Source organism: Blautia sp. NSJ-175 (assembly GCF_022867815.1).
GTDB classification, from domain to species: Bacteria; Bacillota; Clostridia; order Lachnospirales; family Lachnospiraceae; genus Blautia; species Blautia celeris.
Genome location: NZ_JALIFQ010000008.1, coordinates 118,318 through 130,541, shown reverse-complemented (window position 1 = coordinate 130,541; position 12,224 = coordinate 118,318). Strand labels below are relative to the sequence as shown.

At 48.9% G+C, this 12,224-nt stretch carries 11 protein-coding genes; 2 read left to right on the top strand and 9 right to left on the bottom strand.

From position 1 onward, the window contains the following. Nucleotides 1-67: 67 nt before the first annotated feature. From MUB35_RS14445 to MUB35_RS14430, 4 genes are all read right to left on the bottom strand, one after another. Complete coding sequence (locus MUB35_RS14445) at nt 68-1,009, bottom strand: DMT family transporter (RefSeq protein WP_033144050.1); 942 nt, start codon at nt 1,007-1,009, stop codon at nt 68-70. Nucleotides 1,010-1,065: 56 nt separating this feature from the next. Continuing rightward, nucleotides 1,066-1,962: an NTP transferase domain-containing protein gene (locus MUB35_RS14440; RefSeq protein ID WP_033144049.1), complete on the bottom strand. Its 897-nt coding sequence runs from the start codon at nt 1,960-1,962 to the stop codon at nt 1,066-1,068. Nucleotide 1,963: 1 nt separating this feature from the next. Next, nucleotides 1,964-3,724, bottom strand: a complete 1,761-nt coding sequence (locus MUB35_RS14435) for a phosphotransferase (RefSeq protein WP_244806409.1) — start codon at nt 3,722-3,724, stop codon at nt 1,964-1,966. 208 nt (nt 3,725-3,932) lie between these two features. Further along, a complete protein-coding gene (locus MUB35_RS14430; protein ID WP_033144048.1) occupies nt 3,933-4,778 on the bottom strand; it encodes an HAD family hydrolase in 846 nt (281 codons plus the stop codon). A gap of 206 nt (nt 4,779-4,984) precedes the next feature. Here MUB35_RS14430 and MUB35_RS14425 point away from each other — a divergent pair, with 206 nt between their 5' ends. After that, the gene (locus MUB35_RS14425) at nt 4,985-6,175 is read left to right on the top strand and encodes a MalY/PatB family protein (RefSeq protein ID WP_033144047.1); all 1,191 of its coding nucleotides are present in this window, start codon (nt 4,985-4,987) and stop codon (nt 6,173-6,175) included. An 84-nt stretch (nt 6,176-6,259) separates the two neighbouring features. Here the strand turns inward: MUB35_RS14425 and MUB35_RS14420 are convergent, their stop codons facing one another. Both MUB35_RS14420 and MUB35_RS14415 read right to left on the bottom strand, forming a co-directional pair. Next, nucleotides 6,260-6,496, bottom strand: coding sequence for a hypothetical protein (locus MUB35_RS14420; protein WP_244806408.1), 237 nt, complete (start codon nt 6,494-6,496; stop codon nt 6,260-6,262). A 303-nt stretch (nt 6,497-6,799) separates the two neighbouring features. After that, complete coding sequence (locus MUB35_RS14415; RefSeq protein ID WP_033144188.1) at nt 6,800-8,122, bottom strand: alpha-glucosidase/alpha-galactosidase; 1,323 nt, start codon at nt 8,120-8,122, stop codon at nt 6,800-6,802. A gap of 300 nt (nt 8,123-8,422) precedes the next feature. Between MUB35_RS14415 and MUB35_RS14410 the strand changes: the two genes are divergently transcribed. Further along, on the top strand, nt 8,423-9,244 hold the full coding sequence (locus MUB35_RS14410; protein ID WP_033144187.1) for an AraC family transcriptional regulator: 822 nt from the start codon (nt 8,423-8,425) through the stop codon (nt 9,242-9,244). A 7-nt stretch (nt 9,245-9,251) separates the two neighbouring features. Here the strand turns inward: MUB35_RS14410 and MUB35_RS14405 are convergent, their stop codons facing one another. The 3 genes from MUB35_RS14405 to MUB35_RS14395 form a co-directional block, all read right to left on the bottom strand. Continuing rightward, nucleotides 9,252-10,070, bottom strand: coding sequence for an AraC family transcriptional regulator (locus tag MUB35_RS14405; RefSeq protein WP_130179757.1), 819 nt, complete (start codon nt 10,068-10,070; stop codon nt 9,252-9,254). A gap of 83 nt (nt 10,071-10,153) precedes the next feature. Then, nucleotides 10,154-11,194, bottom strand: coding sequence for a zinc-dependent alcohol dehydrogenase (locus MUB35_RS14400; RefSeq protein WP_244806407.1), 1,041 nt, complete (start codon nt 11,192-11,194; stop codon nt 10,154-10,156). A 15-nt stretch (nt 11,195-11,209) separates the two neighbouring features. Then, entirely contained in the window at nt 11,210-12,208 is a 999-nt protein-coding gene (locus MUB35_RS14395) for a Gfo/Idh/MocA family protein (protein ID WP_244806406.1), read from the bottom strand. Nucleotides 12,209-12,224 lie beyond the last annotated feature (16 nt).

Here is a 12,224-nt window from a genome sequence, read left to right as displayed (position 1 = left end):
TAACTTTGGCAGTTAAATGTAGTATTTGTAAAATAGAGGAAACTATACATTTTTTGTTATTTTTAATCTATGCTGTTTTCGCCTTCATCCCAAAGACTTCCTTTAAATCAGCCGCTGCCGTAAGTGAACCCAGCAGGATCACGATTCCGCAGATGACGCTCTTCACATCCGGCATCTGGCCCAGGAACACAAGTGCCAGCACGATGGACCAGGCAGAGTATGTAATATCCAGAGCCATGCCTCTGGCGGCTCCCAGTGTGTTGATGGCTTTATAGTAACACAGGTAAGAAGCTGTGCCGAAAAATGCGGATATGAGAATGATCGCCGTAGTTTTTGTAAACGCAATATCCGCGGTGAATCCCCATCCCTTAATGACCGTGAGGATCACAGCCCCATAGAAAACAGCGCTGGTCATCTGACGGATCATCAGGGCATGTTCGTTGTTCACATTCGGGTCCTTCATGCCGTAAGCACAGATCACCACCTCAACAGCCCAGCCCACCACACAGAGTAGCGCGCACGCAAATCCCAGTCCGAAATTGCTGATCTGACTGCCGCCCGGTGTATATCCAAGGGCCACCATACCGCCGATACTCACAATAAATCCCGCGATCTGAACAGGCTTCATCCGCTCTTTCAGGAAAATATAGGATAATACCGCGCCCAATGCCGGAAACATGGCGGAGATCATGGCTGTGTAGGTCGCACCCAGGTACTTGATGGCAAATACATACCCGGTCATACCAATCGGCCCGCCGAACAGAGCACCCAGTATAATGAATTTGCCGCTCCTGGTCTTCAGTGCCCGCACCACGTTTTTCATCTGTTTTCTGACTCCCATATAGAAAAGCATCCATACTGCAGAGCAGAAATCATGCAGAAAGGTACTCACAAAAGGTGCCAGAAAAATTGCCTGTTCCGTGCTCACAAAAGGTGTCATAGCAAGGGCGATTCCCAAAATAATGGTATCTGCCGCCCAGAAGATACCTGCTGCCAAACCTGTAATCATCTTATACTCTCCATTCTTTCAAAACCACACACCGGACTGCCCTGCTGCTTTCAGGCCTATGACCTGCCGCTTCCCTGCATTGCATATCTGGCGATATTTCCTGCTTCGTAATCATACTGGTAGGCACCGCCCGGTGCCAGAAACTGTATGCCCGATACGGAACCGTCCGCGCGCTTTGCCGGATTGATACTGTGTATTTCACTTTCCCTGCATCCCAGCGTCTCTGCTATGTATTCCATGATGCGGGAACCGGAATGATCCCTGTAGACACTGTCAAATTCCCGCAGCTCCTCCAGGGAATCGAACTCGTAGATATTCCTCTCATCACATTTTTTCAGTTTCATGGGAAGCTTCTCTATGTTCTCCAGATAGATATTCTCCCACAATTTTTCCGCAGTCTCCGGCTTCCCGTACGCCTCATCCAGAATCTCCAGAAACTGCCGGGTGTACTCCTCTGTCCAGAAGGCAGGACCGTTCATGTACCAGGAATCCCTGCCTCCGATCACCACTGAGGTGATGATTCCCTCCTCATTTTCCTGCATACACCACTCATTCGTCTCGCCCTCCGCATAAAGAGCGGAGTAAAAGCTGCCGTCCGCTTTCTTCTCAAAAGGGTTCTCATTAAAGTAATTATCTGCGCAGCATATATAGGTATTGTGCAGATATTCCCTCACCGCGTAGATGGAGCTGTGGTTGTTCTTCCTGTCATACTCCGGGTTGTGGACCAGAGTGACACCCAGCTTTTCCTTCAGATACTCAAACATTTCTGCCTTGTAGCCCGTCACCACGATGACTTCATCAATACCCGCCTCGCGGAGCTGGCAGATCTGACGTTCGATCAACACTTCACCTCTGACGGGAATCAGAGCTTTGGGCATCTCATATGAGATCGGGGCAAATCTGCTGGACAGACCCGCTGCCAGAATCACTGCATTTTCTGCCTGATAAGACATATCACTGTTCTCCTTCCAATCCCTGCTTTACATACCTGTAATATTCTTTTGCATATCCGTACTGTCTCAGAGAGTATTCCCCGAACTCCACGCCTTCATGCCTCTTGAACTCACACCAGTTGCTCCACAGAAAACCGCAGACCGCAATGTAGGCGTATATCTTAAGCCTTACCTCTTCCCTGCACCCTTCCGTATAGTAGGCATCTATCAGCTCGTCCACCTTATCCTTCTCGTACAGGGCATAAATGGCGAACATGGCAATATCCACATCCTCATCCTGCATGCCGGCATACTCCCAGTCGATCAGGGATATTTTCTCATTCTCCCCCTCACCCTGCATCAGGAAATTATCCGGAACTGAGTCTATATGGCACAGAATCCAGTTCTTGGGCTGTTCGTCAATAAATTTCTTTAATTCATATACCTTTTCCTTGGTCCTGTCGTAGTCGCGGTAACAGGATGGCTCTCCTTTCCACAGACTCTCGTAGAACTCGATCCTCTCAAAGATATCAAAGGTATGTCCCGCCTTAAGGCCGCTGCTGTGGAATTTCCTCAGCACCTTCATGCACTTCTTCACATCCTCAGGGTTTTCCGAGTCGCAGCACCTGGCGCCTTCCAGGTACTCCGTCAGCTTGCAGCCGCTGTCCGGGTCAAAGTAACGGATGGTATCGCTGAGCTTTAAATCCTTTATGACCTGATACACCTCATATTCCTGCCTGCGGTTGATGAGCTGTTCGGTTCCCTCCCCCGGGATTCTCATAATATAGCTCCTGCCCCTGCAGGAAAACCGGAAGGAACGGTTTGTCATGCCCTTCTTCAAAACCTCTATCTGTTCAATCTCTTTCAATTCACAGTCCAGTGCCCCTGCGATCTCCTGCAGAATTCCGGAGTTGAGCTGCTTTGACTTCTCGTCCAGCTCTCTGAGCTGCTCATATGTATTAATCTCATACACTTCCCTGGCCGGAACCACTCTGGCGGAGACCGTCATCTTCTCCCTGTCCATAAGGGCCGCCTCCCAGAACGCATTGTTGAAGGATTTTCTCCCGGTCAACTCCCGGATCCTGGTTCTGAGCCGCTCCGCGTCCCGTTCCAGAATATAGGCAATCCCTATCATGCCGTTTCCGCTCTTCTCCGCATCCACTGCCACCAGCTCCAGCTTCCGGTTCACCCGCACATCGCTCTCGTCATCCACCAGATCGGTGACCATATACCAGGAATACAGTTCTCTGTCGGAAAAAGGATTAAAGCTGCACCACACATCACAGGGAATGATATATGTATTGGAAATCCTGTCTGCTGCCAGCTTCAGGGAGTGGAGATTGTTCTTATCCCCGTATTCCCGGTTGACGATCAGATTGACGCCGTACTGGTCAATCAGGTATTCATACTGCTCCTTCATAAATCCCACAACGATATCAATCTTATGTATGCCCGCCTCATGAAGCTGCCGGATCAGGCGCTCTATAAGCGGTTCTCCGCCTACCTCTATGAGTCCCTTGGGAATCTCACGGTTGATGGGGACCATGCGCACCCCGTATCCAGCCGCCAGGATAATGGCGTTCTTTGGCTTCTTCTGCTGTATTTCCTCCACTGCCCTGTCTGTCAGAGTATACTCCTTATTCAGATACCCGTCCTTCACCAGAGCGGCCAGCGACTGATTGACTTTTCCCAGGGAATATCCTGTGCTCTCTGACAGGGTTCTCTGGTTGTGGTAGCCTTTATCTATAATTGCGTTCATTACGTCGTATTCTTGTATATTCATGTAATTATATTTTCTCCTTTTCATGAACATTGTGGTTTTATAATAGCACTCCCTCTGCCCTATTGTCAAGATTTTTCTACCCACAAAGTGCCGCTCTCCCGGCACATATTCTTTTTCCAAGAGCTTTCCACGCAAAAAAAGACCCGCCAGACGGAAAATTTCATCCGAATCTGACAGGTACTTTCTCCATTATTTATCTTCCGGACGGTTATATGTCCAGATTGGCGTAAAATTCTTTTATTTTTGCCTCCTGGTAGGTTCCGGCAAAGGTGCCCTCCAGGAAATGCTGCAGCCCTTTCTCCGCAAATTCCTCCCAGGACTCCGTCTCCTGGTATGCCAGAACAGGGTAAAACAGGACACCTGTGCTCTCTGCCGCCATTTTGTCTGCAGGGGCATCCCCGATCATGAGCACATGGTTTTTCTCATAGCCCCGCTCTGTCAGGGACTGAAGGCATGCCTCCTTTGTGCCGGACTCCTGGGACAGAAGCAGATCTGCGTATTCCATAAGACCGCTGTCCTCCCATTCCCTGCGGATCTCTTTGCCGTTGGAGGCTGTGACGATCACCACATCAGCTTTGCCTTTCATGAGCTTCAGGGCATCCTCCACACCGTCAAAGGGTGACTTTCTGCTGTTGGAGAGCATCACAATGGAATCATTGACCAGTCTTGACCACTCCAATGCTTTCTTCATGCAGATACTGTCTGTTCTCTCATATGCCTCCCTGAGGCTTTCATCTGACAGCTCATCTGTTGTCTGGACCCAGTAGATCAGCTCATCCAGACCGTCCACCCTGGCGTAATTCTCGTTAATCTCCACCAGAATCTTAGCCAGCCCCTTAAACCGGTTGATTCCCCGGCTTCTGCTCAGCAGGTTGATCTTCCTCCAAAGCCGTACAATATCCTCCCTGTAATCCCCCAGATCCCATTCATGCACAAGGCACGGCGCAAAGCAGCGCATATGTTTTACATCCATAGTGTCCATGGCACAGCCATCAGAGTCAATACATATCAAAAAGTCCCTGGACTTTTCAAAATCCTTTGCTACATTTTTCATTCTCCTGCCCTCCATTTACAACATAATAATTATATCTATTATACTATCTTCTTATTCATGCCGCAATAAACATACTTCCGGCACTTTGCAGAAATATTGAAGTTATCTTTGTATAACTTGCAGAATCATGTTTTTCCGGTAGGAATTTTTCAAAAAAAATGTTATACTGTTGCAAGCAAATACCGTTACGCAAAGGAGAACAAGATATGCCAGAATACAATTTCGACGAATATATTGACCGGACCGGGTCCAATTCCATAAAACACGCGTTCAAAAAGGAATATCATGTGCCGGAGGACGTTATCCCCCTGTGGGTAGCCGACATGGATTTCCGCTCACCCAAAGAAGTCTGTGACGTGATCGCGGAGGCCGGAAAATTCGGTATCTTCGGCTATGCCGGTGTGCACGATGATTATTTTGAAGCCATCCACGCCTGGATGCTGAAACGCCACGGCTGGGATGTGAAAGAGGAGTGGATGGTCCGCATCCCCGGTGTTGTCTGCGCCATTGCCACGGCTGTGCGCGCTTTGACGAAGGAGGGGGACGGCGTCATGATCATGCAGCCGGTCTATCATCCCTTTAAGAATGTACTTGTGGCCAATAACAGAAAGGTAGTGAAGCACTGCCTGAAAACCGGAGAGGACGGCCGTTTCCATATTGATTTTCAGGAAATGGAGCGCCAGATAGCTGAGGAGGACGTCAAAATGCTGGTCCTCTGCACGCCCCACAACCCGGGCGGCCGTATCTGGGATAAGGAAGAGCTTGAGAAGATCGCGGATATCTGTCTGCGCCATCAGGTCTATGTGGTCGCCGATGAGATCCACCACGATTTCATCCTGCCGGGCCACACCTTCACAGAGTGGGCATCTGTAAGTGAGGAGATGAACCAGCACAGCCTTATCTGCACTGCTCCCAGCAAAACCTTCAATATTGCGGGCCTGGGCCTGTCCAACATCTTCATTCCGAATGAAGAGATCCGCAAAGCCTTTGAAAAAGAGATCTCACGCGCCAGCATAGAGGCCGGCAATGTCATCGCCCTGGACGCCTGCAAGGCAGCCTATACTTACGGCGAGAACTGGCTGGATGAGCTGCTGGAATACCTGGAAGGAAACGTTGCACTTGTCCGCAGCTTCCTGAAAGAGAATCTGCCCCAGATCAAACTCATGGAGCCGGACGGCACCTATCTGATTTGGCTGGATTTCTCCGCCCTCGGAATGGACAGTGACGCCTTGGATGAATTTCTTATCCACAAAGCCAAAGTATGGCTGAACAAAGGCTCCATGTTCGGTGACGGGGGCGAGCGCTGCTTCCGGATGAACCTGGGAAGCCCGCGCCACGTGATCTTAAAGGCACTGGAACAGATCAAAGAGGCAGTTGACACACTGGAAATCCAATAAAATAATTACGGGCAGTTCCGCCGGAAGCTGTATCTTCCCGGCGGGACTGCCCTTTTTGATTTCTCATAGCTCTCTCTCCTGCTGCTAGCCCCGGCTTATGCGCCTGGCATCCTGAAACAGCTCGATATCTTCCCTTGTGACTTTAATATTCGTGATATAATTCTTTCCCTGGGGCGTTGTCACGCTGACTTCCACCACGGTCCCCTCCTGAAGTGCATCCGCGGATACGGATTCCAGAAATCCCCGGACTTTTGGATGGCGTTTTTCAAACTGTGCCATGGCCGATCTGGCCTGCATCATTTTTATCGGATTGAATCCCATACTGTTTTTCTCCTTTATCCGCCTTACACAAGTCTCTCAGACCTGCCCGCCGGCTTTTGCCGTCTGCCGTTTATTCTTCCGGGCATCATGCATTCTGTGTACTTTTGGCATAGTCATTGTTTGATAAAGTATTATATCATGAATTTTCTGCATTAATATGCAATTTCCCTAATTTATTGAAATTTAATATTTACCGGGGAAGAATCCGGCCTGAAAACACCTCGGGGGACAGTGGCATATGAACAGTAACAAAAGGGTACCGCAAATCTGCAGTACCCTTGAATATCCGTATATTTTGATTTTTTATTTGTACATTTTCATGTAGTCGCCGTGTGCATCAATAAGCTCATCACACATTTTCACAATATCGTCAATGCTCAGTTCCGCGCCTGTATGCGGGTCCATCATGGCAGCCTGGTAGATGTATTCTTTCTTCTTGGTCGCTGCTGCTTCGATGGTCAGTAACTGTACATTGATATTGCTCATGTTCATGGCTGCAAGCTGTACCGGCAGTCTTCCGACTCTGCAGGGGTTCACACCTGTTCCGTCAACCAGGCAGGGAACTTCCACACAGGCGTCTGCCGGAAGGTTCTCAATGGAACCGTTGTTGATCACATTGCCGCCGATCTTGTACGGCTGGTTGGTCACAACTGCCTCCATAATATAGGAAGCATATTCCTTGCTTCTGTCATGGGTGATCTTACCGTCTTTGAGGATGCTGTTTCTCTCCTCTTCCCATCCCTTAATCTGCTCAATACATCTTCTCGGATACTCATCCAGCGGAATATTGAATTTCTCGATCAGTTCCGGATATTTGGATTTGATGAAGAACGGATTGTACTCTGCATTGTGCTCGCTGGACTCTGTGCAGTAATATCCAAGGTGTTTGATATATTCAAAACGAACCATGTCGTCATGTTTCTGTGCTGCATTCATCTCTGCTGCTCTTCTGCGGATCTCCGGATACAGATCATTGCCGTCCTTATCCTTGATGTCCAGCAGCCATGCCATATGGTTGATACCCGCAATGGTCTCCACACGGCCTTCCAGCTTGTCCTTCATATCCAGCTTTTCAAGCAGCTTCTCTGAACATACCTGAACGCTGTGGCACAGACCTACGGTCTTCACGCCTGTGTAACGCTGCATATATCCGGACAGAATGCCCATGGGGTTTGTGTAGTTTAAGAAAAGTGCATCCGGGCAGACCTCTTCCATATCTCTTGCAAAACCTTCCAGTACCGGAATGGTACGAAGCCCTCTCATAATACCGCCGATTCCCAGTGTATCTGCAATGGTCTGACGAAGGCCGAATTTCTTCGGGATCTCAAAATCTGTGATGGTGCAGGGATCATATCCGCCCACCTGGATAGCATCTACAACAAATGTTGCATCCCGAAGCGCTTCTTTTCTGTTCTCCACGCCCAGATAAGTTTTGATGTGTGCACGTCCCTCGTTTACATTTTTGTTGATTGCATTGAGGATGATCTCGGAATCCTCCAGACGTTTTCTGTCAATATCATATAATGCGATCTCACTGTCACACAGTGCCGGGCTGCACATACAGTCGCCAAGTACATTTCTTGCAAATACGGTGCTTCCTGCACCCATAAAAGTAATCTTTGCCATTTTATCATTTCCTCCGTTTCTGTTGTTTTCTGATGGTTCTTATTATATAATCAGAGCAGAAAATATTCTATCTTATTTGTTTCTTATAATTGTAAAAATGTTGCATGTAGGTTACGATTCACGACCAATGTTCCGGGAGGTGTTTTGCGAAGCAAAATCCCGAGGCAGCCAGCGCCAAAATGCAATTTATTGCATTTTGTGTGCATCGCGAAGCGTGTTACTGTTCACAGAACTGCGCTTTTTGCAGGGCTGTGAATAGTAACGCATATAGGTAATTATTCGGATAAAGGAGTGAGCAAAATGAACCCAGAACCATCCGGTACCCTGTCCATCTATTTCTGCGGCACCGAGCCATGCGCCCCCGGACATGCCTTTGGCCCGGCTGTCCGTCCCCACTATCTCATCCACGTGGTGCTGGACGGAAAGGGGATCTATAAGCGAAACGGGGAGACCTATCATCTGAAAGCAGGGGATGCTTTCCTCATCTCCCCTATGGAGTCCACCTATTACCAGGCTGACGAAAAGGAGCCGTGGCGGTACGCCTGGGTGGGATTTGACGGCATGAGTGCGAAAGACCTGCTGGAGAGAACATGTTTCCGGAACTCCTGTGTGTACTTCTGTCCCCATGACGAAAAAAAGAGAGAGGCTGTCATTGCCCATGTTCTGGAACTTCTGGATTCCTTTCTCTCCCGGGGGCAGAACAGCCTGACTCTGTTAGGACATTTTTTCCAGCTCCTGGGCACCATGCAGAGCCCGGAGCCGGCCGGACGGGAAGAATATCCCCGCCAGTATCTGGCAAAAGCCATGGAATATATGAACAACAACTACAGCTACAATATACGAATCTCTGATATTGCATCCTATATCGGTGTGGACCGCTCTTATCTGTACCGCATTTTTATGGAGGAGGAACACATCTCACCCAAACAGTACCTGATGCGTCTGCGGCTTCGCACCGCTGCCAGTATGCTGCGCTCACCCCGGTATACCATCACGGAGATTGCCTACTCCTGCGGGTTTCGGGATGCGGCTGCCTTCTGCAGCCAGTTCCGCAGGGCCATGGGATTTACGCCCAGCCAGTTTCGGGAATACCTGAAAGAGGAGACAAAATATACCCAGTAGCTGAGGTTTAAAACCCTGTATTTCTGAACTCCTTTGGGGAGATTCCGGCCTTTTCCGTGAAAAACCTGGTGAACACCGCATGTTCGGAAAATCCCAGCTCCTCGGAAATCTCATTTATATTCATGGCAGAGGACAGCAGATAGTCCTTCGCCTTCTCAAACAACATATTTCTCTGCAGAAAAATAGGGGATATTCCGAAATACTCCTTGAATTTGTTGGAGATATAGGTGGGATTCATGTGGTATTTCTCTGCCAGTGTCTTCAGATTCATGCCTGCTGTGGGTCTCTGGGAGATATCGTCAAAAATATCCATAAACACCGCCGGAATATCCGGTGCAAGCTGGGTTTTTTCTGATTTCAGAAAGCTGTCAAAGATGCATGCCAGGACTTCAAGCGCTTTTGCATTTTTATATATCATATCGGCAATCGTCTCTTCATTCTGTATAGCTTCCATATAGTCAAAGAATTTCTGTTCAAACTCGCTGCTGTTTTCCATATGGACTTTGCAGGGCAGTTTGAGCAGACTCAGCACATCTATGTTGTAAGCTGTCCTGAAGTTAAAATGCCACCACAAAAATTCCGACTCCTCCCTGGACATCTTTACATGGTCATGGATCACATTCGGAGGCACGAAAATGGCATCTCCGTCCCTGCAGCAGTACTCTCTGTCCTGGATGCGCAGAAGGGCCTCTCCTCTTTTCAGATAGGACATTACACAAAACGGCATCTGCCGGTTAAGCTGCACCATTTCTGTTCTGGTCTGGTAATCATACTCCACGATGTCCAGTACTGCACGCTGTATCAAAGGTCTTAAACGTTCACTCATGCTGTCTCCTCTCTCTGCGTCCCGGACCGTGCCCCTGCGGTCACAGTCCCTCCCGGCAGGCCGTTTGAATCTTGCCCCGGAGATTACTGATTTTTAAAAGCAACCCCCATCTTCACACTCTCCTGCGGGTTTTCCACAATATAGTGCAGATAGCTCTCATCACAGGTCTCAAAATCCACCACGGGATCAACGATATTTTCACAGGAGAACATGCCTTTACAGAGCATATCCCATGCCTCTTGGCATATTCTGTCAAAGCTCCATCTCGGATAGTCATTGTTCGGCTCACTGCATGCCCGTGAAAAGTAAAAATGACACTGGTTAAAATGTCCCTCATATCCCAGATTGATGGGAATATGGCATTCTCCCAGCCAGCCCACCATGGCAAAATTTCCTCCATAGGCAAGAGCCCGGATTCCCTGCTCCACTGCCTTATAATTTCCGCTTGTCTCGATCACAACATCCATACCGATTCCGTTTGTCTTATCCCTTAAGATCAGCCCGAAATCCTCCTTCGTCGGGTCAAACGCCATATCCGCGCCATTATCCAGCGCAGCCTGCCGCCTTTTCTCTATGGGGTCTGTTACCACAACAAGGGAAGCCCCCGCCGCTTTTGCAGCCTGGGCAGCCATAAGTCCAATAGCCCCAAGACCGGAGATAAGCACTTTATCGCCCAGACGTACATGGCCGTCCCGCATTCCCCCCAGGGCAAACTGAAGGGGATCATAGCAGACTGCCTCTTTCCAGGTCATACTTTCCGGCATGACCAGGACATCCTCTGCCTTTACTGTGTGGGTGTTTTTCAGATTGCCGTATCCGGCAACCCTTTGACCTGTCTCCAGGCCCTCTACGCCCTGGCCGATCTCGGTGATTCTGCCCACCCACATATTTCCCAGGCCGGACGTTCCGTCATACACAAGCTCCTTTTCTCTCGGTCTGAAAATGTGTGTATTCTCATCGTAGTAAACCTTTGCAAAGGGGTCTTTCTCATATCCGTGCAGTTCTGTGCCGTGTTTCGGTGCACCGTAATCCGATACCACCCTTACATAACCTGCCTGAAGAGGCATTTCCTGATATTCTTCCAAAACAGGCTTTCCGTTTCGTCCTAAGAGTAATTGTTTCATAATGTGTGTCCTCCTTTATTTATGTAAACCTACTTTTATGCCGTCCATGCCTGCGGATTCCACCACGGTCTCCACATAACAGAGGCTTTTATAACCTTCTTTGATGTCGCATGTTGTCTGTTTCTTTTCTCTGACACATTCCAGGAACTCCCTGACCTCATCCAGATATGCGTCCTCTTCAGAATCTACCGTCTCTGTCCTTAACCCGCCTTCACCCGTGTAAGTAAAGACCGCATGGTTAAAGTCACAGAAATCAGCGGTGACTTTCTCGTATACCACCTTGAATCTGCCAATCCATTCTCCCGGAACCTCACAGTTATTGGCAGTGATAGCGGCCACAGCACCGTTGGTAAATCCGGCAAAGGAGGTACTTACATCCTCTACTGTGTAGTTATGGATATGGTTGTGGCATACATTTCCCATGACACCTGCGGCGTATTTTGGTTCTCCCATCAGGTAACGGCATAAATCATAGACATGAATTGCCTGCTCATAGATCTGTCCGCCGCACAGATCAACATTGATCCACCAGGGTGTGTGAAGGGAATTGCAGGAATAATGTCCGTGAAACAGCACCGGCCTTCCCGCCTCACCGGACGCGATCAGCTCCTTCATTTTTTTAACCGCTGCCCCCTGTCTCATGTGAAATCCGACTCTGGTGATAATCCCGCTTTTCGCGGCGCTCTCCACCATTCTTTTCCCTGTCTCTGTATTCAGAGCAATCGGTTTCTCTATAAAAATGTGCTTTCCTCTCTCTGCGGCACGCTCAAACTGATGGTCCTGGGCAAAGGGCGGAAGACAGATGAACAATACATCAAAATCACCTTCATCCAGCATTTTGTCAAAGTCATCGTATTCCTGTATATTTTCCTGCGGTATTTCCTCACAGAAAGCCTCTCTGGCTGCCCTGCTCTTGTCGCATACGCAGGATATCTGTGCACCTGATTCCAGGAGCCTTTTGGCATGGCCTTTTCCCATATTTCCGGCCCCCAGTATTGCTGCTTTTACACTCATTAAATTTTTCCTCCTC

Excerpts from the sequence above, each read along its gene's own strand:
- MUB35_RS14445 (WP_033144050.1), bottom strand. The coding sequence starts at position 1,009 with ATGATTACAGGTTTGGCAGCAGGTATCTTCTGGGCGGCAGATACCATT.
- MUB35_RS14440 (WP_033144049.1), bottom strand. The coding sequence starts at position 1,962 with ATGTCTTATCAGGCAGAAAATGCAGTGATTCTGGCAGCGGGTCTGTCC.
- MUB35_RS14435 (WP_244806409.1), bottom strand. The coding sequence starts at position 3,724 with ATGAATATACAAGAATACGACGTAATGAACGCAATTATAGATAAAGGC.
- MUB35_RS14430 (WP_033144048.1), bottom strand. The coding sequence starts at position 4,778 with ATGAAAAATGTAGCAAAGGATTTTGAAAAGTCCAGGGACTTTTTGATA.
- MUB35_RS14425 (WP_033144047.1), top strand. The coding sequence starts at position 4,985 with ATGCCAGAATACAATTTCGACGAATATATTGACCGGACCGGGTCCAAT.
- MUB35_RS14420 (WP_244806408.1), bottom strand. The coding sequence starts at position 6,496 with ATGGGATTCAATCCGATAAAAATGATGCAGGCCAGATCGGCCATGGCA.
- MUB35_RS14415 (WP_033144188.1), bottom strand. The coding sequence starts at position 8,122 with ATGGCAAAGATTACTTTTATGGGTGCAGGAAGCACCGTATTTGCAAGA.
- MUB35_RS14410 (WP_033144187.1), top strand. The coding sequence starts at position 8,423 with ATGAACCCAGAACCATCCGGTACCCTGTCCATCTATTTCTGCGGCACC.
- MUB35_RS14405 (WP_130179757.1), bottom strand. The coding sequence starts at position 10,070 with ATGAGTGAACGTTTAAGACCTTTGATACAGCGTGCAGTACTGGACATC.
- MUB35_RS14400 (WP_244806407.1), bottom strand. The coding sequence starts at position 11,194 with ATGAAACAATTACTCTTAGGACGAAACGGAAAGCCTGTTTTGGAAGAA.
- MUB35_RS14395 (WP_244806406.1), bottom strand. The coding sequence starts at position 12,208 with ATGAGTGTAAAAGCAGCAATACTGGGGGCCGGAAATATGGGAAAAGGC.